The organism is Streptomyces sp. NBC_00080 (genome assembly GCF_045041255.1).
GTDB classification, from domain to species: domain Bacteria; phylum Actinomycetota; class Actinomycetes; order Streptomycetales; family Streptomycetaceae; genus Streptomyces; species Streptomyces coriariae.
Window position 1 is genome coordinate 4,565,799 of record NZ_CP108235.1, and the last position, 24,010, is coordinate 4,589,808.

A 24,010-nucleotide genomic window follows, 5' to 3' on the forward strand; every position below is an offset into this window, starting at 1 on the left:
TAAGTACTGAAGTTGACGTTACGACAGCTGATGACCCCTTGCGGGAGTTGGCCTGTACGGCCCGGACGCCATGGCGCGCCACCCCACCGGGAGACAGGCCGTCACCCGAAAGTGAGTAACGGCCATCTGTCCGCTGTCACCCTCCTGCCGCCGGGTGCCGTCGCTCAGTGGGCGCGGACGGCGTCGGCCGGCGCGGTGCGCAGTGCCTGGCGGGTGGGGAGTTCGATGGTGAGGAAGGCCGTGACGGTGACCGTGAGCGCGAGGCCGGGCAGGAGCCAGACGGGGCCCGCGGGCCAGGGACGGCCGAGGAAGCCCTGGCCCAGCAGGGCGAGGGGGAGCGCGGAGAGCAGCAGCGCGGTGACGAGCGCGGTGGCGGCGGTCACCGCGGCCTCGCGGCGCATCATCGACAGGATCTGCCGGGGTGTGGTGCCGTTCAGCCGGAGGGCGCCCAGCTCGACCCGGCGCTGGGCGGTGGCCGCGACGAGCTTGTTGGCGATGCTGAGCAGCAGGTAGACGAGCAGGACCACGATGGTGGCCAGGTTGATCCACACCTCGGGCGGGGCGTCCTCCAGGCCGCCGGCGGACGGCAGGTTCGCGGGCTGGAGTCTCAGGCCGGGGCGGGACGCCGCGAGGGCCGTGAGGCTCTGCCGGGCCGTCGCCGTGCCGTCCGTACGGATCAGGAGGGACTGGTCGAGCTTCGTCGTGGTGTGTCCGGCGGCCAGGTCGTGGGAGAGCACCACCGAGCCGAAGCCGAGGCCGCGGCCGTACACGGCGACCACCTCGGCCTCGACCCGCGCGCCGTCGCCCAGCACCAGGCTCACCCGGCGGCCCACGGTCGCGGAGCGGGTGTCGGCGGCGTCGCCGCTGACGGCGACGGTGGCCCCGCGCAGGCGGCCCAGGCTGCCGTCGGTCACGTCGAGATCAAGGACGTCGGAGGCGTCCGGGATGAGGATCGTCGCGGGAGCCGACTCGCTCACCGTGTCGCCGAACTGCCGGTACTGCCACACCACGGTGGTCGTGCCGACCGGGGCCACGGCCCGCACGCCGGCCGTGTTGCGTACGGCGGCGAGCGTGCCGGTGGGCAGTCCGCCCAGGCCGGGAGCGGTCAGGCGCTGCTGGGCGAGGGTGGCGGTGCGGGTGTCGTCGGCGGTGGCGGCCAGCACGGTGGTCTGGGTGAGGGTGTACGTCAGCACGAACACGACCGCCATGGCCAGGGTGCTGACGATCCCCGCGTTGCGCAGGGCGTAGGCGCGCAGGTTGGCCATCGCCAGCCAGGTGGGGGCGGAGGCGCCCGCCCCGGTCGCACGCGCCGCGGCGCCGCCGACGCCGCGGACCAGCGCCGGGCCGGCCAGCGCCAGGCCGATCGCCCCGATGATGCCCGCGATGGACGTGGCCGTCGCGCCGATGACCGTGCGGGAGAACAGCGGCAGCGCCGACAGCGCGGTCGCGGCGACGATGACCAGCACGCCGACACGCGTTCGGGTCCGCGACGGCTCGCGCGGCTCGCTGCGCGATTCCGCGACCGCTTCGGTGGCCGGCATCCGCGAGGTGCGCCAGGCCGAGCAGCGGGCCGACACCTGGACGGCAAGGACCAGCAGGAGGATCGCCGCCAGGGCCGGCAACGGGCTGTAGGTCAGCGGGAGTTCGGACGGTACGACGCCGCGGTCCGCGAGCAGGCGCCGGAACTGCCCGGCCAGCACATAGCCGAGCCCCACGCCGGGCACCAGGGCCACGGCCAGGGCGACGGTGGACTGGGCGGCGGCCAGGCGGCGGATCTGCTTCGGGGTCGCGCCGACGGCCCGCATCAGCGCCAGGTCGCGGCGCTGTCCGGCGATCGACACGGCCAGCGCGCTCGCCATCACGAACCCGGTGATCAACAGGACGATCCCGGAGAGCGAACCGGCCAGGAGGACCAGCAGCGAGCGGGACGCGCCGGCGCCGGGTGCGGCCGTGTCGCCCCGGTCGGGCCCGGTGACGGTCAGCAGACCGGTGCCCTTCAGCCTCGTCCGGACCTCGGCGGCGACGCGCTGCCCGGCACCGGGCTCGGCGCGCAGGCCCACCAGATCGACCCGGTCCCCGTGACCCGCCAGGCGGGCGGCCGTCGGGTCGGCGAAGAAGACGCCCGCAGCCGGTACGTCGACGACCGCCGAGACCCGGTAGCCGGCGGCGGGCCGGCCGTCGACGACGACCCGCACGCTGTCGCCCGCCGCGATCCCCGCCGCGGCGGCGGTGGCGCTGTCCACGGCGACCTCGCCGGAACCGGTCGGCGCGCCGCCGTCGAGGTGTGCGCCGGCCGACGGCCCCGCCAGCTTCGTCGAGGACCAGCCGTGCCCCGCCACCTGGGGGTCCCGGGTCGGTACGACCTGTCCGCGGGCGTCGAGGAGAGCCGCGGGGAAGCTGAGGTCGCCGACCGCCGCGGTGACACCGGGCAGCCCGGCCAGCTCGCCGACCAGGCGGGACGGGACCCTGCGCCGCTCCGGGAGCGCGAGCGGCAGCTCACCGGGCGGTCGGAACTCCTGGTCGGCCGCGACCACGACGTCGGCGCCGGCGAGCCGGCCGACGGGCAGCTGGGAGCGGAGGCCGGACTCGGCCAGGACACCGGTCGCGGTGATCAGTGCCGCACCGCCGAGGACCGCGCAGGCCACGGCGATCAGCGCGGTGATCCGGTGTCCGGCCATCCGTATCGCGAAACGGAACATGACTCAGACCTCTCCCAACGCGACGAGGCGGCTTGCCAGTTCGGGCGCGGTCGGCGCCTCGACGGCCTCGACCACCCGGCCGTCGGCCATCACCAGGGCGTGGTGCGCGCGGGCCGCGGCGGCGGGGTCGTGGGTGACCATCACCACCGTCTGGCCGAGGTCGTCGACCAGGTCGCGCAACAGGTCGAGGACCTCGTGGGCGCTGCGCAGATCGAGCGCGCCGGTCGGCTCGTCGGCGAAGACCACGGCCGGCCTGGCCACCAACGCCCGCACCACGGCAGCCCGTTGCTGCTGGCCGCCGGAGAGTTCGGCAGGGCGGTGGGTCAGCCGGTCGGCCAGTCCGACCCGTTCCACCAGCGTCCGCAGCCAGTCGTGGTCCGGCCTGCGTCCCGCCAGCCGCAGCGGCAGCGTGATGTTGTCCTCGATGCTGAGCGAGGGGATCAGGTTGTACGCCTGGAACACGAAGCCGACGCGTTCCCGGCGCAGTTCGGTGCGCCGGGTCTCGTTCAGCCCGGCGATCTCGTGGCCGTCGATGCGGACGCTGCCCGAGGTCGGGGAGTCCAGCCCGGCGGCACAGTGCATCAGCGTGCTCTTGCCGGACCCCGACGGCCCCATCACGGCGAGGAAGGTGCCGCGTTCCACGGTCAACGACACGTCGTCCAGGGCCCGTACGCCACCCGGGTAGGCCTTGCTGACCCCGGTCAGGGCGATGGCGGGGGCGCCGACGGCGGTGCGGGTGGCGTTCATCGACGGCCCCGCAGGTTCCGTACGACGAGGGTGCCCGCGCACAGGACGGTGATCGCGCCGCAGACCAGGTGCACCCAGGTGTCGGCACCGCCGAAGGAGGCCGCCATGTTGGTGACCGCGCTGATCACCACCACGGCCCAGAGCAGGGTGCGGGCGATGTCCCCGGAGCTGAGCCGGTCGGCGGGATCGGGGGTCGTCGTGTTCGGCATGGGGGCTGCTCCCGGGTCTTGTGGGGTGGTCCCGCGGGGGCCGTGTGCCGTTCCCGCTGTCGTCACCGACGCTATGGACCGGCACCGCTCGGGCCGATCCCGCAGTCCGCCCGGTTCGGGGTACGGCAGGCTGTACTCCTTCGTCCCTGGGCCACGAAGAACTGGCCTACGGCATAAGGTCGTTCGCATGACGGGAAGCACGAGCGAGACGGCGGCGGGAGGTGCGGTGGCGGTCCGACGCGAAGGCCTCGAGGACATCGCCCTGCGGACCCTGAGCGCCGCCGGTCGGGCGATCGCCCAGCTCGCCTCCGGTCTCGGCACGGCCCTGCTCGCCCTGGTCGTCCTGCTGTGGCTGGCCGCCACCGCCGTGACGAGCGTCGTGGGAGTCGGGCTGCTCATGGCGCCCGTGCTCCTGCGCGCCCTGCACGCTCTGGCCGGCCGGGAACGCGACCGGCTGGCCCGCCGAGGTCCCGAGGTCGCCGCCCCGGAGCCCCCTCCCACGCGGCTGCGGGCCGCCCTCGTCGACCCCACGACCCGGCGCGAACTGGGCTGGCTGGTCCGGCACTCCACCGTGGGGGCGTTGCTCGGGCTGCTCGGCGTCCTGCTGCCGGTCCTCGCCGTGCGGGACACCGCCTTCCCGCTGTACTGGACGTTCATGCCCGAGGGCGCGACCGCCACCTCCGTGGGCATGGGCAACGCGCGGACCTGGCCGGACGCCCTCGCCGTGACGCTGCTGGGCGTGGGCTGGATCGCCATCATCCTGGGACTGGGTCCTGGCATGGCCCGGCTCCAGTCGGGTCCCGGGCGGCGGCTCCTGTCGGCCGGTCCCGATGCCGATCTCTCCCTGCGCGTCGCGGAGTTGACCGCCACCCGCGCCGCCGCCCTCGACGCCCACGCCACCGAACTGCGCCGCATCGAGCGCTCCCTGCACGACGGCGCCCAGAACCGGCTGGTCTCCGTCACCGTGCTGGTCGGGGCGGCCCGCCGGATGGTGGCCCGTGACCCGGCCGGCGCGGACGAACTCCTGGAGCGCGCCCAGTCCGCGGCCGAGCGGGCGCTGGCCGAACTGCGTACGGTCGCACGCGGCATCCTGCCGCCGGTGCTGGCCGACCGGGGGCTCGCGGGCGCCCTCTCCGGTCTCGCCGCGGACTGCGCGGTGCCCTGCCGGATCGACGTGGACGTGCCCGAACGCTGTGCCGCGTCCGTCGAGGCGACCGCCTACTTCGTCGTCGCCGAGGCCCTGACCAACATCGCCAAGCACAGCGGCGCCGGACACGCCGTCGTCACGGCCCGCGGGCGGGGCGGCCGCCTCCTGCTCCGCGTCGAGGACGACGGCCGGGGCGGCGCCGAAGCGGACGGCGGGACCGGACTCGCCGGCATCCGCCGCCGGGTCGCGGCGCACGACGGCAGCCTCTCGCTGGCCAGCCCGCCCGGCGGCCCGACCGTCCTGGAAGTGGACCTGCCCTGTGGAGCGTGAGTCGTGGAGCGTGAACTGTGCATCGTGAGCTGTGGAGCGTGAGTCGTGGAGCATGAGATGCGGATCGTGATCGCCGAGGACGACCCGTTGCTGCGCGAGGGGCTCGCCCTGCTGCTGCGCGCCGAGTCCCTCGACGTGGTGGCCACCGCCGGCACCGCCGACGAGGCGCTGGACGCCATCGACGTGCACGAGCCGGACGTCGCCATCCTCGACGTCCGGATGCCGCCGACCCACACCGACGAGGGGATCGTCGCGGCGGTCGAGGCCCGGCGCAGGCGGCCCGGCCTGGCCGTGCTCGTGCTGTCCGCGTACGTCGAGCAGAGCTTCGCCACCGAACTGCTCGGCGGCGGTGTGCAGGGGCTCGGCTATCTACTCAAGGAGCGGGTCGGCCGGGTGGAGGAGTTCCTGGACGCGCTGCGGCGGGTCGCGGCGGGCGGCACCGCCATCGACCCCGAGGTCGTCGCCCAGTTGTTCACCCGCTCTCGTCAGGACACCCGGCTGGAGCGGCTCAGCCCCCGTGAGCGGGACGTGCTCGCGCTGATGGCCGAGGGGCTGGGCAACTCGGCCGTCGCCGAACGGCTCGTCGTCACGGACGGCGCCGTCCACAAGCACATCCGCAGCATCTTCGCGAAGCTCGACCTGGCCCCGACGGACCAGGTGGACCGGCGGGTCGCGGCCGTCCTGCGGTACCTGGAGGCGACCGGCGCGGGAGGTCAGCCGGCCGGCGCGCCACGGGGACGGATCAGCCCGCTCTCGTAGGCCAGGATGGTCGCCTGCACCCGGTCCCGTAGCCCCAGCTTGGTGAGCAGGGCGTTGACGTGGGTCTTGACCGTTCCGGTGGTGACGCCCAGGACGGCCGCGATCTCCGCGTTGGCCAGGCCCGAGGCGATGTGCAGCAGCACTTCCCGTTCGCGCGGGGTGAGCCCGCCGAGGGCGCCGGTGACGACGGGCGGCGGGGGCGCGCCCTGGGCGAAGGTGTCGATCAGCCGGCGGGTGACGGCCGGGGCGAGGATCCCGTCGCCGGACGCGACGACACGCAGCGCGGTCAGGAGCTCCTCCGGCTGGGCGTCCTTGAGCAGGAAACCCGAGGCGCCGGCGCGCAGCGCCTCGTACACATAGGCGTCGAGGTCGAAGGTGGTGAGCACCAGGACGCGGGGTCCCGACTCCGGCACGGTGATGAGACGGGTGGCGGTCAGGCCGTCCATGCCGGGCATCCGGATGTCCATCAGGACCACGTCGGGTGCCTCGCGGCCGGCGAGCTCCACGGCGCTCGCGCCGTCCCCGGCCTCGCCGACCACGGTCAGGTCGGGTTCGGCGTCGACGATGGCGGCGAACCCGGCACGGACCACTGCCTGGTCGTCGACGACCAGCACGCGTGTGGCGACGGGGACACCTCCTGGGCCCGGGCCGGACCGGGTCCGGCCGGCAGCGGCAGCAACGCCCTCACCGTACCGGCCTGTTCGCACACGACAGAACGGGCCGGCCTCTACCCTGCGGTAGAGATTCCGTTCCTCCGTCGCGCCGACGATTCGCCGTCCGGCCGACGGAATGCTGAAGGCCATGGACATCACCTCGCTCACCGTCGTGCTCGGCGTGGTCGTGATCGTCGCGGCCTCGGTCCTCACCGCCTCCAACGAACCACCGCTGTGGGTCTACCTGCTGACCGGCGTGGGCTCCCTGCCCCTGAGCCACGCCCTGCTCGGCACGCGCTGCCTCAGCTCCACCGTCGGGGACAGCGGCGTCGCCCCGTGGGTCGTGCGGCTCGCCGTCATCGGCACCCTCACGGCCGCGCTGAGCTTCTTCGTCGGCGGGGACGGGCGCGGGCGCGCCGTGGAGGGCCGGACACGCCCTAGAGGTAGTCCTCGAGGCGGGCGACCGTGAAGCCCTGTTCCTGGATGTGCCGCAGCAGGTTGGCGGTCATCTCGGTCATGGTCGTGCCCTTGAGCTCGGACGGCCCGCGGAAGTGGGCCAGCACTATGTCGCCCGGGTGGAGCTTCTTGTCGCCGCGCTGGTACTGCATGTTCTTGATCTGCATGGACTCGCGCCACAGGACGATCGCCTCGACACCGCAGGACGCGGCGGCGGCCCGGGTGTCCTCGTTCCAGTTGCCGTAGGGCGGCCGGAACAGCCGCGGCACGGTGCCGTATCGATCCTTCAGCTTGGTCTGCTGGCCGCAGATCTCCTGCTTCTGCGCGGCCGCGCCCAGGGTGCGGAGGTTCGGATGGTTCAGCGTGTGGTTCTGGACGCCGTCGCCGAGGGCCTGGAGCTTGCCGAAATAGCCGTAGTCGGCGCGGATGGCGGAGTCCGTCAGGAACATCGTGAAGGGGATCTTCAGCTCCCGCATCATCGTCACGAACTCCGGGTCCTTCTCCGCCCCGTCGTCGAAGGTGAGGAAGACGATCTTCTCCTGGGTGGGTATCTCGCTGATCACCGGCACCGGGCCACCGGCGGCCGACGACCCGACGGGCTTGACCTCGGGCGGGGCGGGCGGTGCGGCCAGCGGCTCGATGCCCCACTTGGCGTACGCGGCCTCGACGTCCGCACGCGCGCCCGCCTCGCCGCGGGGCGACTGGCCGGACGGTGCGGAGCCGGACGGTGCTGCGGCGGGACGGTGGGAATCCGCCGAGGTCTCGGCCCCGCAACCCGTCGCGACGCCTGTCACGAGAAGGACGCAGGCCAGCGCCGCCCCTCTGATCCGCCTGTCCATCGTGTGCACCCCATGTCGTCCGTACGCCTCGCCCGTCCACTGCTTGATGTCGAACGGACGTCCGAGGTTCCGCCCCGGAGCGGACCGGGTGACGCGTCTCCCCGGTGCGGACGGGTACGGACGGGCGCGCGATGATGGCCGGCATGCGCATCCGCATCGACGCCGTCGACCTGCCCGGCCTCACCCGACCGGCCTCCGCCGACGGCAAGGTCCCCGCGTACGGCAACCTGCACGTCGCCGTGCAGCGTCGCGACCGTCCGGCCGAGCTGCTCGAGCCGCAGCCCGGCGACGCGCCGTCCGCGACCTGGACCCTGGAGTGCACCACCAGCGCCTCGCCGACCGGCACCGAGGTCAGAGGGCCCTATGTCCAGGACCGTCTGGGCCGGCGGTTCGTCTACCTGTCCTGGGGCACGGTCGACGAGGCGGGCGTCTTCACGATGTTCCGCCGCGCCAAGCTCATGCTCGACGCCGTCCCCGCCGACGTGCTCGACGCCGCCGCACAGGACGGACTGCTGGTCGGACGCCTCGGCCTGACCGACGCGCAGGGCGGACCCCTCTGCGCGCGCGTCGAGCCCCCGCGCGTCACCTGGACCGCCGAACGCGCCGACTAGAGCGGCATCGCTACGCTTGGCGTTAAGCGCCCATTACGGGGCAATGGCGGACAAATGTCCTAAGGAACCGAAGATGGGTCTCGGTGCCGGCCTTCGGGCCGTGAAACGCAGGTCCCTCACCCGCGCGTCCGTGGCGGTCGCGGTCGCCGCCGCTCTGGCCCTGGTCGGGGCCTGCGGCGGAAGCGGCACAGACGACGAGGGCGACGGCGGTCTCGCCGTCGGGGTGCTGCTCCCGGGGGGCGGCGCCTCGCGCTTCGGGCAGTTCGACAAGCCCCTGCTCGTGCGGCAGCTGAAGCGGCTCTGCCCGGACTGCCCGGCGCCGACCGTCGCCGCCACCTCCGACCCGGCCGTCCAGCGGCAGCAGATCGAGTCCATGATCACCCGACAGGTCGACGTCCTGATCCTCGCCGCCGTCGACCCCCAGCTGCTGCGCCCGTCGGTCGAGGCCGCACACCGGGCCGACATCCCGGTCGTCGCCTACGACCGGCTCGCCCAGGGCCCGATCTCCGGCTACGTCACCTTCGACGGCGCGACCGTCGGCAGGCTCCAGGGCGAGGCACTGCTGAAGGCCATGGACGCCGAGGCGCGTGGCGAACAGATCGTCATGATGAACGGCGCCACGACCGACCCCAACGCCGGCTGGTTCAAGCGGGGCGCGCTCTCCGTCCTCGAGGGCAAGACCGAGATCGGCAAGTCGTACGACACCGTCGGCTGGCGCCCGGAGAACGCCTTCGTGAACATGACCAACGCCATCGCCGCCCTGGGCGCGGGCGACATCGACGGGGTCCTGGCCGCCAACGACAGTCTCGCCGGCGCCGTGGTCGCCGCGTTCAACGCCGCCGAGGTCAGCCCGCTGCCTCCGATCACCGGCCAGGACGCCGATCTCGCCGGCGTGCGGCGGATCGTCCGGGGCGACCAGTACATGACCGTCTACAAGCCGTTCGAGCCCGCGGCCGGCGCCGCCGCGAAGATGGCCGTCGCCCTGGGGCGCGGCGAGTCGGTGGACTCCCTCGCCTCGGGCACCGTCGACAACGCCACCACCGAGGACATCCCGGCGGTCCTGCTCCCGTCGGTCCCGGTGACCCTCGGCAACATCAAGGACACTGTGGTCAAGGACGGTATGTACACCATCGACCAGATCTGTACCCCCGAGCTCAGGTCCGCCTGCGACAGGGCCGGACTCACTTGACGCGTCGTCCCCGAAGCGGAAGGAGGTGACCCCGTGGCGGCTCAGCCCCTGCTGGCGTTGCGCGGTGTCTCCAAGCGGTTCGCCGCCGTCCAGGCGCTGGAGGACGTCGAGCTGGAGATCAGGGCCGGGGAGGTGGTCGCCCTGATGGGCGACAACGCAGCCGGCAAATCCACCCTGGTCAAGGTGATCTCGGGAGTGGGCCCCGCGGACCGGGGCGTCATCGAGTGGCAGGGCAGGGCCGTCCAGATCAGGCGTCCCCAGGACGCCCAGGTGCTGGGGATCGCGACCGTCTACCAGGACCTCGCGATGTGCGGCAACCTCGATGTCGTCGCCAACCTCTTCCTCGGCCGGGAGATCCACCGGTTCGGCATCCTCGACGAGGTGGAGATGGAGCGCCGCACCCGTGAGCTGCTCAAGACCCTGTCCATCCGCATCCCCGACGTGCGCGTGCCGCTCGCCACGCTGTCCGGCGGCCAGCGGCAGGTCGTCGCGATCACCCGCTCGTTCCTCGGCGAGCCCCGGCTCGTCCTGCTCGACGAGCCCACCGCCTCCCTGGGCATCGAGCAGACCAGCCAGCTCCTCGACCTCATCGAGGAGCTGCGCGACCAGGGCCTCGGGGTGCTGCTCATCAGCCACAACATGGGGGACATCAAGGCCGTCGCCGACCGGGTCGCCGTCCTGCGCCTCGGCCGCAACAACGGCTTCTTCGACGTGACCACCACCTCCCAGGAACAGATCATCTCCTCCATCACCGGCGCGTCGGACAACGCCGTGGCGCACCGCACGACCCGCCCGGAGGAAGCATGGCCCTGAGGGGGAGGAGGAACCGGACCCACACCACCGATGCCGCGCCCACCACCGATGCCGCGCCCGCCGCCGACCGGGAGGACGACGGCCACCGGGGCCACGCCGGACGTCTCGGGGCGTACGCCGGACTCCTCGGAGGAGCTGCCGGACGTCTCCGTGCCCCCACCGACGCGATGCGCCGCAGGCTGCGCGAGGGCGGGCTCGGCCCCGTCCCGGTCCTGCTCGCCCTGGCCGTGACCTGGATCGTCTTCCAGGCCCTCAACGCCAACTTCCTCTCGCCGCGCAACCTGTCCGTCCTCAGCGTGGACATCGTCGGGACCGGCATGGTCGCCGTCGGCATCGTCTTCGTCCTGCTGATCGGCGAGATCGACCTGGCCGTGGGCTCGCTCGCGGGCCTGGCGGGCGCCGTGTTCGCGTCACTGAACGTGAACCTCGGGATGCCGGAGTGGCTCGCCGTGCTCGTCGCGGTGCCGTGCGGCACGGCCGCCGGGGCCGTCCACGGGTTCTCCTTCGCCAGGATCGGCGTACCCGCGTTCGTCGTGACCCTCGCCGGTCTGCTGGTCTGGAACGGCATGACGCTCTACCTGCTGGGCCCCGACAGCTCCATCAGCTTCAGCGAGGACGGGCTGGTCGCCACCCTGACCAGCCGCTACTTCGACTCCGCCGTCGCCGTCTACGGTCTGGCGGCGCTCTGCACGGCCGCATACCTCCTCGTCTCCCTCCACGACCGCGGGCGTCGCACCGCCGCCGGGATGCCGTGCCGGCCGACGGCCGGGATCTGGGCGCGTACGGCCCTGCTCGCGCTGGTCTCGTTCTCCGTCGTCTATGTGCTGGGCCGGTTCGAGGGGCTGCCGCTGGCGCTGCTGATCTTCCTGGCGGTCATCGTCGCCTCGGACCTCCTGCTGCGCCGCACGCCCTACGGCCGGCAGGTCCTCGCGCTGGGCGGCGGGGCGGAGGCGGCCCGGCGCTCCGGCGTCGACGTGGCGCGCGTGCGGATCTCGGTGTTCATGGTGTCGGGGACCCTGGCCGCGGTCGGCGGCCTGTTCATCGCGTCGCGGCTCACCTCGGCGAGCCAGATCTCCGGCTCCGGCGTACTGCTGATCAACGCCATCGCCGCGGCCGTCATCGGCGGCACCAGCCTGTTCGGCGGACGCGGCTCGACCTGGTCCGCGCTGCTGGGGGTGCTCATCATCCAGTCGATCGGCTCGGGCATGGCGCTGCTGGGGGTCGAGCCCCCGATCCAGTTCATGATCACGGGTGGGGTGCTGTTCACCGCGGTGGTCCTCGACTCGCTGACACGGCGCTCGGCGGAGTCGCGCGGACGGGTCTGAGAGCGGTCCGGGGCGATGCCGGTGAGCGAACATCACCGGCGCGAGGACGACGGTGAGAACCCCGTCCCGCAGCACGACACCCCGCGCGCTCCATCGCGTCACGACGGCTCGCGCACCGTCCAGCAGAGATGACAGTGATGCCGTCGTCGCCTCGAACACAGGGGCGAACCCGGCCTCCACCCGGCCTCCGGCCGCTCCGCTTCCGGGCATCGGGGAGAGCCCGGAAAGATCGGTGAACTTTCGAAACATTCGAAGAATTCACCCGAGGTCTCTTGATCTGGACTTTACCGATCTTGCTCGGGTGAATTGACGAATTCGAGTCGGTACCGCCACTGAACTGCAAATATAGGCCCCCGCGTACCATTTCCCGGTTCCGAATGTTTCGAAGTGAAAACCGAAAGTATTGACAGTTGTCGTGCTCCGGCCAACACTGACGCCGTCATCGGCCGTATGAGGACGAGGAGGAAGCACGCACATGAAAACCGCACCCGCACAGCGACTCAGGCTGCTCATCAGCGGTGTCTGCACCATGCTGCTGGTCGCCGTGGCCGCGCTCACCCTGCCCGGCACCGCGCACGCCGACACGGTCGTCACCACGAACCAGACCGGCACCAACAACGGGTACTACTACTCGTTCTGGACCGACTCGCAGGGCACGGTCTCCATGAACCTGGGCTCCGGCGGCAACTACAGCACCTCCTGGAGCAACACCGGGAACTTCGTCGCCGGCAAGGGCTGGAGCAACGGCGGGCGCCGGAGCGTCACCTACTCGGGCACCTTCAACCCGTCCGGCAACGCCTACCTGGCCCTCTACGGGTGGACGTCGAACCCGCTCGTGGAGTACTACATCGTCGACAACTGGGGCACCTACCGGCCCACGGGCACGCACATGGGCACCGTCACCAGCGACGGCGGCACCTACGACATCTACAAGACGACCCGGTACAACGCCCCGTCCGTCGAGGGCACCAAGACCTTCGACCAGTACTGGAGCGTCCGGCAGTCGAAGCGGACGGGCGGCACCATCACCACCGGCAACCACTTCGACGCCTGGGCCCGCGCCGGAATGACCCTGGGCAGCTTCAACTACTACATGATCCTCGCCACCGAGGGATACCAGAGCAGCGGCAACTCCAACATCACGGTGGACGGCACCGGTTCGGGCGGCGGCACCGGCGGCGGCGGGAGCAGCGGCTGCAGCGCGACCCTGTCCGCGGGACAGCAGTGGGGGGACCGGTACAACCTCAACGTCGCGGTCACCGGCTCCGGCAACTGGACCGTCACGATGAACGTGCCCTCCCCGGCGAAGGTCCTCTCCACCTGGAACACCAGCGCCAGTTACCCCAGCGCCCAGGTGCTGACCGCCAAACCCAACGGCAGCGGCAACAACTTCGGCGTCACCATCCAGCCCAACGGCAACTGGACCTGGCCGACGGTCTCCTGCGCCGCGAGCTGACCCCCACACCCCGCACCAGGCTGGAGGACCACCCCGCATGAGCACGAGACCGCATCTCTCCTTACGCACCCTGGTCACGAGGCTGGTCGTCGTCGCGACGACCGCCGCGTGCACCCTCACCGTCCAGGCCGCCGCCGCCCCGGCACAGGCCGCCACCTGCAACGGGTACGTCGGGCTCACCTTCGACGACGGCCCGGGCGGCACCACGACGGCCCTGCTCAACGCCCTCACCCAGAACGGGCTGCGGGCCACGATGTTCAACCAGGGCCAGTACGCCGCCGCCAACCCGTCCCTGGTCCGGGCCCAGGTCAACGCCGGCATGTGGGTCGGCAACCACAGCTACACCCACCCGCATCTGACCCAGCTCGGCCAGTCGCAGATCGACTCGGAGATCTCCCGGACCCAAGCGGCCGTCTCCGGCGCGGGCGGCGGCACCCCGGTCCTGTTCCGCCCGCCCTACGGCGAGACCAACGCGACCGTGAAAGCGGTCGAGGCCAAGTACGGACTGACCGAGATCATCTGGGACGTCGACTCGCAGGACTGGAACAACGCGAGCACCGACGCGATCGTGCAGGCCGCCGGCCGACTCACCAACGGCCAGGTCATCCTCATGCACGACTGGCCCGCCAACACCCTCGCGGCGATCCCGCGCATCGCGCAGGGTCTGGCCGCGCGCGGCTTGTGCGCCGGCAGGATCTCCGCGCAGACCGGGCGGGCCGTGGCCCCCGACGACAGCGGTGGCGGTGGCGGTGGCGGCACCGGCGGCTGCACCGCGACCCTGTCCGCCGGACAGCAGTGGAGCGACCGGTACAACCTCAACGTCACGGTCACCGGCTCCGGCAACTGGACCGTCACGATGAACGTCCCCTCCCCCGAGAAGATCATCGCCACCTGGAACATCAGCGCCACCTACCCCAGCACCCAGGTGCTCACCGCCAGGCCCAACGGCAGTGGCAACAACTGGGGGGTCACCATCCAGACCAACGGCTCCTGGACCTGGCCGACGGTCACCTGCACCGCGACCTGACCCCGACCGGCCGTCACACCGCACCCGTGGCGCGGCGACCCCCGCCGCCGCGCCACACAACGGCCCGGCGACGCCGGTGGGGCATTATCTGTTGTCGCAAAGTGAGAAATGGACGGGACACGCGATGAGTATTTCTCGACCGACAGACGGAGCGTAATTATCGGTCACGCAACGTCGATCGCGGCGTGCTACTGTCTTTAGCAGTTGCAGTTGTGGTCTCCAGAAGGTTTTTCCGACGGGGTGATCATCACGGCGACCGGGATCCGCACAGGGTGGATTCCGACACCGTTCCCGAAGGAGATTCAAAATGGCTGCTGGCACCGTGAAGTGGTTCAACGCTGAAAAGGGCTTCGGCTTCATCGAGCAGGACGGCGGCGGTCCCGACGTCTTCGCCCACTACTCGAACATTGCCGCCCAGGGCTTCCGCGAGCTCCAGGAGGGCCAGAAGGTGACGTTCGACATCGCCCAGGGCCAGAAGGGCCCGACGGCCGAGAACATCGTCCCCGCCTGACCCACGCTGACGCGGACACAATAACTTGGCAGCTGGGGCCCGCACCTTGGGGTGCGGGCCCCAGCTCGCTGCTTTCACGCGGATAAACCCGCGGCGCATTTTTCGCCGTCGACCCGATTCGACGCCATCGCCTTTGGCCCGTTCTCGCGATTCTCAGCGCCGCACCAGTGCCGCGGGAATTCCTTGATACGCGCCGACGCATCAAGGAAGGTCCCATGAACTACGCACGCACGCACACCCGCAGGAACGATCGCTTCGCCGATCACCGCTCCCGGCCCGACCGCTCCGGCGCTCCCCGCCGCGGCAACGACGGCGGACGTCGACGGATCTCGCCCCAGGGCGAGTTCGCGCCGCCGAAGACGATCACTCCGGCGCTGCCCGCCGTCGAGTCGTTCGCCGACCTGGCCATGCCGGAGGGGCTGCTGGCCGCGCTGGGTCACCAGGGCGTCGCCATACCGTTCCCGATCCAGGCCGCGACCCTGCCGAACTCGCTCGCGGGCCGCGACGTACTCGGCCGCGGCCGCACCGGCTCCGGCAAGACCCTCGCCTTCGGTCTCGCGCTGCTCGCCCGTACGGCGGGCCGACGCGCCGAACCCCGACAGCCGCTCGCGCTGGTCCTCGTACCGACCCGCGAACTCGCCCAGCAGGTCACCGACGCGCTCTCGCCGTACGCCCGCTCCGTGGGGCTGCGCATGGCCACCGTGGTCGGCGGGATGTCGATCGGCCGGCAGGCCGGCGCGCTGCGCAACGGCGCGGAGGTCGTCGTGGCCACGCCCGGCCGGCTCAAGGACCTGATCGACCGGGGCGCCTGCCGACTGGACGCCGTCGACATCACCGTCCTCGACGAGGCCGACCAGATGGCCGACATGGGCTTCATGCCCCAGGTCACCGCGCTGCTCGACCAGGTGCGGTCCGACGGCCAGCGGATGCTCTTCTCGGCCACCCTGGACCGCAACGTGGACCTGCTGGTCCGCCGCTACCTGGTCGACCCGGTGGTCCACTCGGTCGACCCGGTCGCGGGCGCCGTCACCACGATGGAACACCACGTCCTCCACGTGCACGGCACGGACAAGCAGCAGGCGACCACCGAGATCGCGGCACGGGACGGCCGGGTGATCATGTTCCTGGACACCAAGCACGCGGTCGACCAGCTGACCAAGCACCTCCTGCACAACGGCGTCCGCGCCGCGGCCCTGCACGGCGGCCGTTCCCAGCCGCAGCGCACCCGGACCCTGGCCCAGTTCAAGGACGGCCACGTCACGGTGCTGGTGGCGACCAACGTCGCGGCCCGCGGCATCCACGTCGACAACCTCGACCTGGTCGTCAACGTGGATCCGCCGAGCGACCCCAAGGACTACCTGCACCGCGGCGGCCGTACGGCTCGGGCCGGCGAGTCCGGCAGCGTCGTCACCCTGGTGACCCCCGACCAGCGGCGCGGCATGAGCCGGCTGATGGTCTCGGCCGGCATCACCCCGCAGATCACCCAGGTCCGCTCGGGTGAGGCAGAGCTCAACCGCGTCACCGGTGCCCGGACGCCCTCCGGTGTCCCGGTCGTCATCACCGCGCCGGTCGCGGCCACGCCCCGTCGCCGCTCGTCGTCGTCTTCGTCCTCCTCGCCTTCCTCCTCGTCCCGGTCCTCCTCGTCCCGGGGCCGCCGCGGGCGGCCGAGCCGGAACCGGCCCGCCGTCAACCCGGCGGCCTGATGCCGGACCCGGTTCACACGGCCGGAAGGCTCCCCCATCTCAGCAGGAGGCACCAGTGACATCGGTCCAGACGCACCCGGTGCGGACGCGGCGACAGCACGACGATTCCGGACCGCGGGTCCGTGACGACATGACCGTCGAGGTGGCCCTGTCCGTCATGGCCGGTGCCCAGGTCGATCGGCTGATCCTCTGCGACGGCGACGACCAGTGCACGGGCTCGGTCACCCGCGCCCAGCTGGCCGTGCTGCGCGCCGGGGCGACGTACACGGACCGGCTCCGCCTGCGGGACGTGCTCGACACTCCGGTCCGGCTCTCTTCGAGGCCCTGCTCCTTCTCTCTGTGAGGCAACATGCGCTGCGTCATCGCCCGGTACCCGTTCGACCTCACCAAGGACGGCGTCATGGACTCGATGAAGGGCGTCCCGGCCGAGCCCATCACGGGTGAGTCCGTGACCATCGGCCGCCGCCGCTACCCCGTCAAGCAGGTGGGGGAGATCATCACCCGCCAGGACCGCCGCGATTTCACCAGCGGCGAGGTCGTCCGGGCCATGGTCCGCCTCGGCTTCACCTGCCACGACCACCCCGCCGAACCCGTACAGGTCCTGACGCCGCTCCAGAGCGCCTCGGCGTTGCTCGGCGCGCCCGGGACATGGCAGGACTGACGGGCCGAAAAACCCGGAAGCACCCCAGAACAAACGCAGTGAGGGCCCCGCCGACACACGTCGGCGGGGCCCTCACCGCGTTGGGGGAGCGGGAGAGGTATCTGCGCCCCCGGCGATCTGAAATCTACTCTCGCCAGAGTAGACATTGGCATGCCGCTTGGGTAACGTTTCTTGCGTACGCACGACCAGGCACTGGTCGGTTCAAAGGAAGGACGGAAACGCATACGCCATCAGGATCGCCCGGCCCGAGGAAGCTTCCGGGTCCGGGTACCGCAAGGCCATGGATTGGAAGGTGGTCCCCGGTCACGCAGCCGCGATCCACGCGCCCCCGCCCGTATGACGGGCCCGGGTAGCGAAAACAGAAGGTCGGCACAGCAGTACAGCCGACCGATGGTGTTGAATTTCCCTCGGGGCCCTGGTGCCGTACGGCACCAGGGCCCCTCGACGCGTTGCTCAACGAGGTGAAATGACAGCAGATACCCCGCTCGGTGGTCGTCTGGAAGACGACGACTATCCCGCGTACACGATGGGCCGGGCCGCAGAGATGCTCGGCACCACTCCGGGCTTCCTCCGCGCCATCGGCGAGGCCCGGCTGATCACGCCGCTCCGCTCGGAGGGCGGACACCGCCGCTACTCCCGCTACCAGCTCCGGGTCGCCGCCCGCGCCCGCGAGCTCGTCGACAAGGGCACCCCGATCGAGGCCGCGTGCCGCATCGTGATCCTCGAGGACCAGCTCGAGGAGGCTCAGCGCATCAACGCCGAGTACCGCCGCGCCGCGAACGACACGTCCGACAGCTCCAGCTGATCTCAGGGCGTCGGGTCCGGGCGCTCGCCCCGGCGCAGAGCGCGGGCGCACCAGCCGATGACCGTGGCGTTGACCAGCGCGCCGAAGACGACGGCGAGGACGAACATCGCGATGCCGTCCGGCAGCAAGATGAGCACGAAGCAGGCCGGAGCGGTGGCGAGCAGGGGGATGACACCCGCCATGGACTCGTCCGAGGTGTCGACGGCGCTCACCACGATCGCCCACACCAGCAGGCCCGCGCAGAGCGCCAGGTAGACCAGGGCGAAGACATCGCCGAGGGCCTGGCCCACGCGGTGCAACAGCCGGTGGAACGGACGTCGGGGGTAGGTTCGGCCGGAACCGGTACCGGTCACGGTGTGGACTCCTCGGTTGCGGTGATCGTCGCGGTGGTCGGGGGCGTCGGACGGGCGGGCGTCGGGGCCCGTTGGAGTGCCGTCAGAGGTGACTGCCGGGTGGGTTCGGACGGGCGAGGCCGAGGTCGTACGCGAGGATCGTCGCCTGTACGCGGTCGCGCAGACCCAGCTTGCGCAGCAGCGCGTTCACATGGGATTTGACCGTGCCCACGGTGATCCCGAGCTCCTCGGCGACCTCCGCGTTGGTGAGCCCCGTCGCGATCAGCGTCAGGACGTACCGTTCGCGGGCGGTCAGGCTGTCCAGCTCGCGGGAGCCGCCTCCCGTCGGCTGCCCCGGGCCCGCTCCGGACGCGTAGTGGCCGATGAGACGGCGGGTGGCGGAGGGGGCGAGCACGCTCTCACCGGCCGCCACCACCCGGATGCCGTGCAGCAGTTCGGCGGGGTGCACGTCCTTGAGCAGGAAACCGGACGCGCCGGCGCGCAGCGCGTCGAAGACGTACGCGTCGAGGTCGAAGGTGGTCAGCACCAGGACCCGGGGCGCGTCCTCCCGGCCGGTGATGATCCGGGTGGCGGCGATGCCGTCCAGTTCGGGCATCCGGACGTCCATGACGACCACGTCCGGCGCCAGCTCCTCGGCGAGACGCACCGCGGCGACGCCGTCGGCGGCCTCACCGACGACCGTCAGGTCCTCCTCGGCGTCGATCACGGCGGCGAAGCCCGCCCGCACGATGCCCTGGTCGTCGACGACCAGCACCCTGAGGCTCATCGCTCCCTCTCCTCGTCGCCCTGCTGTGGAACCGGCGCGAGTGGCAGCCGGAGACCGACCGTGTCCGGCCGGCCGGTGGTGAGGGTGCCGCCGAGCGCCGCGACCCGTGCTGCCAGCCGCTCCCGTACGGCGGGGCGGGCGGCGCGCGGCACACCGGTGGCCGTGAGAGTCAACGTAACGCCGTCCGCGTCGAGTTCGAGCACCGCGGGCTCCTCGCCGCCGGCCGCCAGCACCGTCTCGGCGGCATGGTAGGCGGCCAGGTCGACCGCCGTGGGCAGCCGCTCCGGCACCCGGTCGGTCAACCGTATCTCGACGTCGCGGCCGGTGGCCCGGCACTGGCGGGCGAGCAGGTCGAGCGCCTGGAGGGTGGGCTGCGGCCGCAGTTCGGGCTCCGTCCGCCCCTGACGGACCGTGTCGAGCAGGGCGCGCATCGCGGCCAGGGCCTCGCGGGCGCGCTCGGCGCTCACGTCGAGCCGGCCCGCCTCCGCCTCGGTGACCATGTCGGCGGTACGCGCCAGCACGGTGGTCTCCAGACCGGCGGCGATCCGACGGCGTTCGGCCCACGCGTCCCGGACGGCCTCCTCGGTCCAGGCGGCGAGGCGTTCGTCCCGGGTGCCGCGGGCGGCCAGGTCGCGCCGCGCCCGCAGGGTCCCGCCCCGACGGGCCGCACCGACCGCCAGGGACGCCCCGGACAGCGCCCACCCGACCACCGCCCACAGGGGGACCGTCGTCCCCCGGTCCACAACGGCGACCACCGCGGCCGCCGCGTGCACGACCACGGCCGACGCCGGAAGCAACCAGGACCGGGCCGCCGCACGACACCCTCCAGCGGCGAACAACCCACCGGCCACGGCGAACCCGCCCGGTCCGGACCGGGCCGCGGCAGGCGGGACGGCTGCCGCACCGGACGCGTTCACAGCCGGGACCGGCTCCCGCGCCGCCGTACGCGACGCGTCCGCCGCGATCGCCGCGCAGGTGGCGAGGAGGCTCAGCACCGGGGGCAGGACGACCGGGCCTGTGTAGTCGCCCGCGGCCATCGCCACCGGCCAGAGGGGGGCCAGCCCGAGCAGAACGCCCTGGGCGGTGCGGGGCGCCCGGCGCAGCCACAGCAGCGCGACCGCCTGCGCCGCCGCCAGCAGGGCGAAGAACACGCCGGCGGACACCTGGGTCCCGGTCGACGTGGGCTGCGCGTGCACGACCAGGACGGGAAGCAGGGGCTGGAGGACGAGGCCGGCGGCGGCCGTCAGCTGCGCCACGCGGTAGTTCCGCGGCACCGGCCGTTCCGTCGGGGCGGCGGTCCGGCCGGGCAGCACGGCACGTACCTCCCAGCCACCGTCCGCCGTCGGGCCGCTGGTCAGGCTGCCGCCCGCCTCCCGGGCCCGGGACCGCAGGAAGCCCTGGCCGCGGCCGCCGCCCAGGTCCGCCCCGTGCGCCGCCGAACCGGCCGTCGGTGCCGCGCTCGTGACCACGACCTCCGTGCGGGTGTCGCCGTACCGGCACCGCACGGTCGTGTGCGCGCCGGGTGCGTGCCGTGCCACGTTGGTCAGCGCCTCGCGCACGATGCCGTACACCGCGTCCGCGACCACGCCGTCCGGCAGGGCGTCGATCTCGCAGTCCACCGGCTGGTCCAGCCGGCGGAACCCCTCGACCAGGGCCCGCAACCGTTCCTCCGGCGACGGCAGTTCCTCCCGGGAGGGAGTCGGCGCCCGCACCGCGCCGAGCGCCCGGGTGACCTCCCGGCCGGTCTCGGCCGCGAACTCCAATGCCTGGTCGGCGAGTTCGGGACGACGGTCACGCAGCCCGAGGGCCGCTCCCGCCGTGACCACGACGGCCGTCAGATGATGGGCGCTGACGTCGTGCAACTCCCGTTCCATGCGCCGCCGTTCGACCTCCGGGAGCCGGTGCCGTTCGGCCTCGGCCCGCTTCAGGGTCCGTTCGGCGGCCCGGCGGGCGCGTCGGGTCCGCCGCACCAGCAGTCCGGCGCCGCACGCGGCCGCGTACAGCATCGCGGTCAGGACGAGGTCGAGTCCGTCGCGGTCACCGATCCCGTGCAGGCTGATGTTCTGCAGCAGTTGCCAGGCGGCGAGCGCCGTCGCGCACAACACGGTGGTGAAGGTGTCGCGTTCGGTCGCCACGGTGAACAGGGCCAGCGCGACCCCCGCGGTCCCGAGTACCGCCATCGCCCCGGTGGGCAGCGGCCCCGCACCCAGCGCGCAGGCCGCGGCGACCACGACGAGGGCCGTCACCGGGCGGGCGCGGCGCAGGGCGAGCGCGGCCGTCACCGGTCCGGCCACCAGAGCCGCCACGAGCAGGGCGGACGCGGGCGGCACGGCCCCGCGCACCAGCTCGGCGCCCGGCCACACGGCGGTCTGGGCGCAGATCAGCAGGACCGGGAGCAGCCGGTCGTCGGTTCGGTTCATGGCCGGTCCAGGCTAGGCCGCAGGTGAGCGGGTCCCCCTCCGGCTGAAGGCGGATTTCGTTCTCTTACCTGGGTTGCAGTTCCTCTACCTGCGGTTCGACACCGCAATCGTCCCGCAGCGCGAGGACAGCCCCCGGCCCCCGGACCTAGCCTCGATCCCATCGAGAAAGCGGTCGACCACCGCTTCTCCGCACCGAGTTCAACGAGTTCAACGAGTTCAGTGCATCAAGCCCATCCAGCGAATCCAGGGGGATCTCCCATGTCCAAGCGCGTTCTCGTCTCGTCGATCGTCGGTGTCGTCGTCCTCGGCGGAGTGGCCGCCGGTGGTCTCGCCATGGCCTACGGCGCCACCGAGCCGACCGTGGCGAACGGCTCGGCCCGCTATGTCGCCCCCGTCGACGGCCGTGCGGGCACCCTCACCTTCACCGCGGACGTGAGCGACGACTCCGGCGTCCGGAGCCTCAAGGTCGTTGCCTGGCCCGTCGGTTCGAAGCTCGACCCGACCGAGGACGACCTGCGCAAGGACGACGTGGACAGCGCCGTGTGCCGGAGCGTTTCGGCGGAGAAGGCGCGCTGCACCTACACGCTGAAGGTCACCCAGGCGGAGGCGGCCGAGCTGCCCCGGGGCAGTTGGCACGTCTCGGCGCTGGCGACCGCCGAGGACGGGGGCACGGCGTTCGTGTCCCGTGCCGCCGTCTTCGACGTCACCGGCTGACCGCGTACCGGCTCAGCCGGCCTGGGACGGCGTCTGCTTGATGCCGTCGACGATCGCCCGGTTCAGGATGGCGCTGGTGTAGGTGACCGTGCCGGGCTTGATCAGGGCGTCCGTCCCGCTGAGCCGCTTCACCTGGACCGAGCGCTCACCGAGGAAGACGTGGGACTTCGTGTCGAAGATCCACTCCTCGCGCTGGCCGCTGGCCTCGTCCAGCCGGGCCACCGCCACCCCGTGCCGGCCGACCGCGTCCACCGCGTCGTTCACGACCACGACACCGGGGATCTTCGCGGCGGCCTTGAACAGCGCCGAGTACAGCTCCGCCGGCGGGTAGCTCTCGGAGAGCAGATCTCCGATGGTGGTGAAGGCCTGCTGGTCCGGGGTGTTCCCCTGGCCCTCGGTCTCCTTGTAGATCTTGGCGAGCAGCTCGTCGGGGTTGGTGGTCAGCTTGGTCAGGTAGTCGTACGACGGGGCGCCCAGGTGCGCCTTCGGGGTGTTGCCCAGCTCGTCGGGGAGGCTCAGGGTCTCGCCCTCGGGGCTGTCGTTGACGGCGGGGTCGATGAGCCAGCCCTTGGTGCCGTCCGGGGACTCCCACAGCTGACGGGTGTGCAGCTGGTGACTGGCCAGGCTGGTCTTGTCGTCGACGGTCTTCAGGAAGGTGTCGGCCGACTTGGACTCGATGTAGACGTACTGACCGGGCTTGACCACCGGGTGGTCGTCCTCGGCGGCCGCCAGCGAGATCTGGTCGAGCAGTTGGGGCAGGCCCTTGGTGGTGGCGACGCCGACGGTCGTGGTCAGGGCCGGTCCGGTGGCGACACCGCCGTCCCTGACGCCGTCGCCCCCGGTCCGCACCACTCCGGCGACGACCACTCCGGCCAGTGCGGCGGCCAGCACGGGCAGCGTGATCGCCGGGCGCGGCAGCCGCAGCCGCCGGATCCGGCCCGGGACGCCGGCCGTCGTGCGCTCTTCCTGTCGCTCTTCCTGTCGCGCTTCGTGGATCTGGGCCATCAGACGCTCCTTGTGGAACTGGTGACGACCCGACGGCAGGTCACGCGCCGTCCGGGTGAAGAGCTGTGCGCTCTCCTCCCCCTCGGCCGGACTCTGCCGGGACGTGTTCGCGTTCATCGGTTTCCTCCCTGCGCGGGCCGGACCACGTTGGTGTGATCGCCTCTTGTCTGTCGACCGGTGCGGCCGCCTTCCCGATTTCCGCGAACTTTCTCGGAAGTCCGGTCGGAAGTCCGGTCGGGCGCCGGGCGGAAGGCCGGGCGGCGGACCGGTTCGTCCGCGGCGAGCGCGCGCAGTTTCTTCCGGGCCCGGGAGAGACGGGAGGCGACGGTGCCGACCGGGATTCCCAGGGCTTCGGCCGCGGCCTCGTAGTCCAGCCCCTCCCCCAGACAGAGCGCCACGACCTCGCGCTCCGGTCTGCGCAGACCGGCCAGGGCGGTGAGGGCCGTCGCGAGCCGCCGCCGGTCGTCGATCCGGTCGGCGACCTCGTCGGCGTGGTCGGGCACGGACAGTTCGGCGGCCGCGGCGGCGCCGGCCGCCGCCCGGTACCGCCGGTTGCTGCGGTACTGGTTGCGGGCGGTGTTGGTGGCGATGCCCAGCAGCCAGGGCCGCAGGGAGCCGCCCTCGGGATCGACCCGGTCGCGCAGCCGCCACGCCTCCATGAAGGTAGCGGCCATCACGTCCTCGGCCGTCGACCAGTCGGCGGTCAGCCGGAAGGCATGGTTGTAGACGGCGCGGGCGTAGTCGTCGAACAACTCCGCGAACGCGCTCGACTCCCCGGCCCGTACCCGGGTACGCATATGAGTGCTCACCTC

General features: G+C 72.2%; 25 protein-coding genes. 15 read left to right on the forward strand and 10 right to left on the reverse strand.

What is annotated here, in order from left to right; all coding sequences use genetic code 11:
* Positions 1-164: 164 nt before the first annotated feature.
* From OHU34_RS20375 to OHU34_RS20385, 3 genes are read right to left on the reverse strand one after another with little or no spacing between them, the layout of a single operon-like run.
* The gene (locus OHU34_RS20375; RefSeq protein ID WP_230195150.1) at positions 165-2,699 is read right to left on the reverse strand and encodes an ABC transporter permease; all 2,535 of its coding nucleotides are present in this window, start codon (positions 2,697-2,699) and stop codon (positions 165-167) included.
* Positions 2,700-2,702: 3 nt separating this feature from the next.
* A complete protein-coding gene (locus tag OHU34_RS20380) occupies positions 2,703-3,446 on the reverse strand; it encodes an ABC transporter ATP-binding protein (protein WP_142265315.1) in 744 nt (247 codons plus the stop codon).
* A complete protein-coding gene (locus tag OHU34_RS20385; protein ID WP_142265314.1) occupies positions 3,443-3,655 on the reverse strand; it encodes a hypothetical protein in 213 nt (70 codons plus the stop codon). Before OHU34_RS20385 ends, OHU34_RS20380 begins: the two co-directional genes overlap by 4 nt.
* Before the next feature lie 187 nt (positions 3,656-3,842).
* On the opposite strand from OHU34_RS20385, the gene OHU34_RS20390 reads away from it, so the two are divergent.
* Positions 3,843-5,132 (forward strand): sensor histidine kinase, encoded by a 1,290-nt coding sequence (locus OHU34_RS20390; protein WP_142265313.1) that lies wholly within the window; start codon positions 3,843-3,845, stop codon positions 5,130-5,132.
* Between the two features lie 57 nt (positions 5,133-5,189).
* Positions 5,190-5,891: a response regulator transcription factor gene (locus OHU34_RS20395; protein ID WP_405772311.1), complete on the forward strand. Its 702-nt coding sequence runs from the start codon at positions 5,190-5,192 to the stop codon at positions 5,889-5,891.
* Here OHU34_RS20395 and OHU34_RS20400 read toward each other — a convergent pair.
* Positions 5,846-6,505 carry a response regulator transcription factor gene (locus OHU34_RS20400; protein ID WP_142265312.1) on the reverse strand — a complete coding sequence of 220 codons (660 nt, stop codon included), beginning with the start codon at positions 6,503-6,505 and terminating at the stop codon, positions 5,846-5,848. The two genes, OHU34_RS20395 and OHU34_RS20400, sit on opposite strands and share 46 nt — an antisense overlap.
* A 187-nt stretch (positions 6,506-6,692) precedes the next feature.
* Between OHU34_RS20400 and OHU34_RS20405 the strand changes: the two genes are divergently transcribed.
* A complete protein-coding gene (locus tag OHU34_RS20405; RefSeq protein WP_230195151.1) occupies positions 6,693-7,013 on the forward strand; it encodes a hypothetical protein in 321 nt (106 codons plus the stop codon).
* Here the strand turns inward: OHU34_RS20405 and OHU34_RS20410 are convergent.
* The gene (locus OHU34_RS20410) at positions 6,982-7,839 is read right to left on the reverse strand and encodes a polysaccharide deacetylase family protein (RefSeq protein ID WP_230195152.1); all 858 of its coding nucleotides are present in this window, start codon (positions 7,837-7,839) and stop codon (positions 6,982-6,984) included. The genes OHU34_RS20405 and OHU34_RS20410 overlap by 32 nt on opposite strands.
* A gap of 143 nt (positions 7,840-7,982) precedes the next feature.
* Here OHU34_RS20410 and OHU34_RS20415 point away from each other — a divergent pair, with 143 nt between their 5' ends.
* From OHU34_RS20415 to OHU34_RS20465, 11 genes are all read left to right on the forward strand, one after another.
* Positions 7,983-8,450: a DUF5990 family protein gene (locus OHU34_RS20415; RefSeq protein ID WP_230195153.1), complete on the forward strand. Its 468-nt coding sequence runs from the start codon at positions 7,983-7,985 to the stop codon at positions 8,448-8,450.
* A 73-nt stretch (positions 8,451-8,523) separates the two neighbouring features.
* Complete coding sequence (locus OHU34_RS20420; protein WP_142265309.1) at positions 8,524-9,639, forward strand: sugar ABC transporter substrate-binding protein; 1,116 nt, start codon at positions 8,524-8,526, stop codon at positions 9,637-9,639.
* Positions 9,640-9,672: 33 nt separating this feature from the next.
* Positions 9,673-10,452, forward strand: a complete 780-nt coding sequence (locus tag OHU34_RS20425) for an ATP-binding cassette domain-containing protein (protein ID WP_200839746.1) — start codon at positions 9,673-9,675, stop codon at positions 10,450-10,452.
* Positions 10,443-11,777, forward strand: a complete 1,335-nt coding sequence (locus OHU34_RS20430) for an ABC transporter permease subunit (protein WP_230195154.1) — start codon at positions 10,443-10,445, stop codon at positions 11,775-11,777. The genes OHU34_RS20425 and OHU34_RS20430 overlap by 10 nt, the downstream gene beginning before the upstream one ends.
* A gap of 475 nt (positions 11,778-12,252) precedes the next feature.
* Positions 12,253-13,233 carry a glycoside hydrolase family 11 protein gene (locus OHU34_RS20435; protein WP_142265307.1) on the forward strand — a complete coding sequence of 327 codons (981 nt, stop codon included), beginning with the start codon at positions 12,253-12,255 and terminating at the stop codon, positions 13,231-13,233.
* A gap of 37 nt (positions 13,234-13,270) precedes the next feature.
* Positions 13,271-14,260: a polysaccharide deacetylase family protein gene (locus tag OHU34_RS20440; protein WP_405767704.1), complete on the forward strand. Its 990-nt coding sequence runs from the start codon at positions 13,271-13,273 to the stop codon at positions 14,258-14,260.
* 307 nt (positions 14,261-14,567) lie between these two features.
* Positions 14,568-14,771 (forward strand): cold-shock protein, encoded by a 204-nt coding sequence (locus tag OHU34_RS20445; RefSeq protein WP_020133169.1) that lies wholly within the window; start codon positions 14,568-14,570, stop codon positions 14,769-14,771.
* Positions 14,772-14,986: 215 nt separating this feature from the next.
* Complete coding sequence (locus OHU34_RS20450; RefSeq protein WP_142265305.1) at positions 14,987-16,474, forward strand: DEAD/DEAH box helicase; 1,488 nt, start codon at positions 14,987-14,989, stop codon at positions 16,472-16,474.
* A gap of 130 nt (positions 16,475-16,604) precedes the next feature.
* Positions 16,605-16,817 (forward strand): CBS domain-containing protein, encoded by a 213-nt coding sequence (locus tag OHU34_RS20455; protein WP_230195157.1) that lies wholly within the window; start codon positions 16,605-16,607, stop codon positions 16,815-16,817.
* 6 nt (positions 16,818-16,823) lie between these two features.
* A complete protein-coding gene (locus tag OHU34_RS20460; protein WP_142265303.1) occupies positions 16,824-17,135 on the forward strand; it encodes an SCO5918 family protein in 312 nt (103 codons plus the stop codon).
* Positions 17,136-17,601: 466 nt separating this feature from the next.
* Positions 17,602-17,940, forward strand: coding sequence for a MerR family transcriptional regulator (locus OHU34_RS20465; protein WP_028807394.1), 339 nt, complete (start codon positions 17,602-17,604; stop codon positions 17,938-17,940).
* Positions 17,941-17,942: 2 nt separating this feature from the next.
* Here the strand turns inward: OHU34_RS20465 and OHU34_RS20470 are convergent, their stop codons facing one another.
* The 3 genes from OHU34_RS20470 to OHU34_RS20480 all read right to left on the reverse strand — a co-directional run bounded on the left by OHU34_RS20470 (position 17,943) and on the right by OHU34_RS20480 (position 21,479).
* The gene (locus OHU34_RS20470; RefSeq protein WP_372481726.1) at positions 17,943-18,293 is read right to left on the reverse strand and encodes an SCO4225 family membrane protein; all 351 of its coding nucleotides are present in this window, start codon (positions 18,291-18,293) and stop codon (positions 17,943-17,945) included.
* An 82-nt stretch (positions 18,294-18,375) separates the two neighbouring features.
* Complete coding sequence (locus tag OHU34_RS20475; protein WP_142265302.1) at positions 18,376-19,059, reverse strand: response regulator transcription factor; 684 nt, start codon at positions 19,057-19,059, stop codon at positions 18,376-18,378.
* Positions 19,056-21,479: a histidine kinase gene (locus OHU34_RS20480; protein ID WP_405767708.1), complete on the reverse strand. Its 2,424-nt coding sequence runs from the start codon at positions 21,477-21,479 to the stop codon at positions 19,056-19,058. The genes OHU34_RS20475 and OHU34_RS20480 overlap by 4 nt, the downstream gene beginning before the upstream one ends.
* A gap of 258 nt (positions 21,480-21,737) precedes the next feature.
* Between OHU34_RS20480 and OHU34_RS20485 the strand changes: the two genes are divergently transcribed.
* Positions 21,738-22,193: a DUF5707 domain-containing protein gene (locus tag OHU34_RS20485; RefSeq protein WP_142265300.1), complete on the forward strand. Its 456-nt coding sequence runs from the start codon at positions 21,738-21,740 to the stop codon at positions 22,191-22,193.
* Between the two features lie 12 nt (positions 22,194-22,205).
* Here OHU34_RS20485 and OHU34_RS20490 read toward each other — a convergent pair whose 3' ends face one another.
* Together OHU34_RS20490 and OHU34_RS20495 are read right to left on the reverse strand one after the other, a co-directional pair.
* Positions 22,206-23,315 carry a CU044_5270 family protein gene (locus OHU34_RS20490; RefSeq protein ID WP_230195160.1) on the reverse strand — a complete coding sequence of 370 codons (1,110 nt, stop codon included), beginning with the start codon at positions 23,313-23,315 and terminating at the stop codon, positions 22,206-22,208.
* Positions 23,312-23,995, reverse strand: coding sequence for an RNA polymerase sigma factor (locus OHU34_RS20495; protein ID WP_142265298.1), 684 nt, complete (start codon positions 23,993-23,995; stop codon positions 23,312-23,314). Before OHU34_RS20495 ends, OHU34_RS20490 begins: the two co-directional genes overlap by 4 nt.
* Positions 23,996-24,010: the final 15 nt, after the last annotated feature.

What these genes read in the sequence shown, in the direction of transcription:
- OHU34_RS20490 (WP_230195160.1), bottom strand. Translation starts at nt 23,315, where the DNA reads ATGAACGCGAACACGTCCCGGCAGAGTCCGGCCGAGGGGGAGGAGAGC.
- OHU34_RS20415 (WP_230195153.1), top strand. Translation starts at nt 7,983, where the DNA reads ATGCGCATCCGCATCGACGCCGTCGACCTGCCCGGCCTCACCCGACCG.
- OHU34_RS20385 (WP_142265314.1), bottom strand. Translation starts at nt 3,655, where the DNA reads ATGCCGAACACGACGACCCCCGATCCCGCCGACCGGCTCAGCTCCGGG.
- OHU34_RS20495 (WP_142265298.1), bottom strand. Translation starts at nt 23,995, where the DNA reads ATGCGTACCCGGGTACGGGCCGGGGAGTCGAGCGCGTTCGCGGAGTTG.
- OHU34_RS20430 (WP_230195154.1), top strand. Translation starts at nt 10,443, where the DNA reads ATGGCCCTGAGGGGGAGGAGGAACCGGACCCACACCACCGATGCCGCG.
- OHU34_RS20375 (WP_230195150.1), bottom strand. Translation starts at nt 2,699, where the DNA reads ATGTTCCGTTTCGCGATACGGATGGCCGGACACCGGATCACCGCGCTG.
- OHU34_RS20450 (WP_142265305.1), top strand. Translation starts at nt 14,987, where the DNA reads ATGAACTACGCACGCACGCACACCCGCAGGAACGATCGCTTCGCCGAT.
- OHU34_RS20475 (WP_142265302.1), bottom strand. Translation starts at nt 19,059, where the DNA reads ATGAGCCTCAGGGTGCTGGTCGTCGACGACCAGGGCATCGTGCGGGCG.
- OHU34_RS20440 (WP_405767704.1), top strand. Translation starts at nt 13,271, where the DNA reads ATGAGCACGAGACCGCATCTCTCCTTACGCACCCTGGTCACGAGGCTG.
- OHU34_RS20435 (WP_142265307.1), top strand. Translation starts at nt 12,253, where the DNA reads ATGAAAACCGCACCCGCACAGCGACTCAGGCTGCTCATCAGCGGTGTC.
- OHU34_RS20410 (WP_230195152.1), bottom strand. Translation starts at nt 7,839, where the DNA reads ATGGACAGGCGGATCAGAGGGGCGGCGCTGGCCTGCGTCCTTCTCGTG.
- OHU34_RS20380 (WP_142265315.1), bottom strand. Translation starts at nt 3,446, where the DNA reads ATGAACGCCACCCGCACCGCCGTCGGCGCCCCCGCCATCGCCCTGACC.
- OHU34_RS20480 (WP_405767708.1), bottom strand. Translation starts at nt 21,479, where the DNA reads ATGAACCGAACCGACGACCGGCTGCTCCCGGTCCTGCTGATCTGCGCC.
- OHU34_RS20395 (WP_405772311.1), top strand. Translation starts at nt 5,190, where the DNA reads ATGCGGATCGTGATCGCCGAGGACGACCCGTTGCTGCGCGAGGGGCTC.
- OHU34_RS20460 (WP_142265303.1), top strand. Translation starts at nt 16,824, where the DNA reads ATGCGCTGCGTCATCGCCCGGTACCCGTTCGACCTCACCAAGGACGGC.
- OHU34_RS20485 (WP_142265300.1), top strand. Translation starts at nt 21,738, where the DNA reads ATGTCCAAGCGCGTTCTCGTCTCGTCGATCGTCGGTGTCGTCGTCCTC.
- OHU34_RS20390 (WP_142265313.1), top strand. Translation starts at nt 3,843, where the DNA reads ATGACGGGAAGCACGAGCGAGACGGCGGCGGGAGGTGCGGTGGCGGTC.
- OHU34_RS20455 (WP_230195157.1), top strand. Translation starts at nt 16,605, where the DNA reads ATGACCGTCGAGGTGGCCCTGTCCGTCATGGCCGGTGCCCAGGTCGAT.
- OHU34_RS20405 (WP_230195151.1), top strand. Translation starts at nt 6,693, where the DNA reads ATGGACATCACCTCGCTCACCGTCGTGCTCGGCGTGGTCGTGATCGTC.
- OHU34_RS20445 (WP_020133169.1), top strand. Translation starts at nt 14,568, where the DNA reads ATGGCTGCTGGCACCGTGAAGTGGTTCAACGCTGAAAAGGGCTTCGGC.
- OHU34_RS20420 (WP_142265309.1), top strand. Translation starts at nt 8,524, where the DNA reads ATGGGTCTCGGTGCCGGCCTTCGGGCCGTGAAACGCAGGTCCCTCACC.
- OHU34_RS20465 (WP_028807394.1), top strand. Translation starts at nt 17,602, where the DNA reads ATGACAGCAGATACCCCGCTCGGTGGTCGTCTGGAAGACGACGACTAT.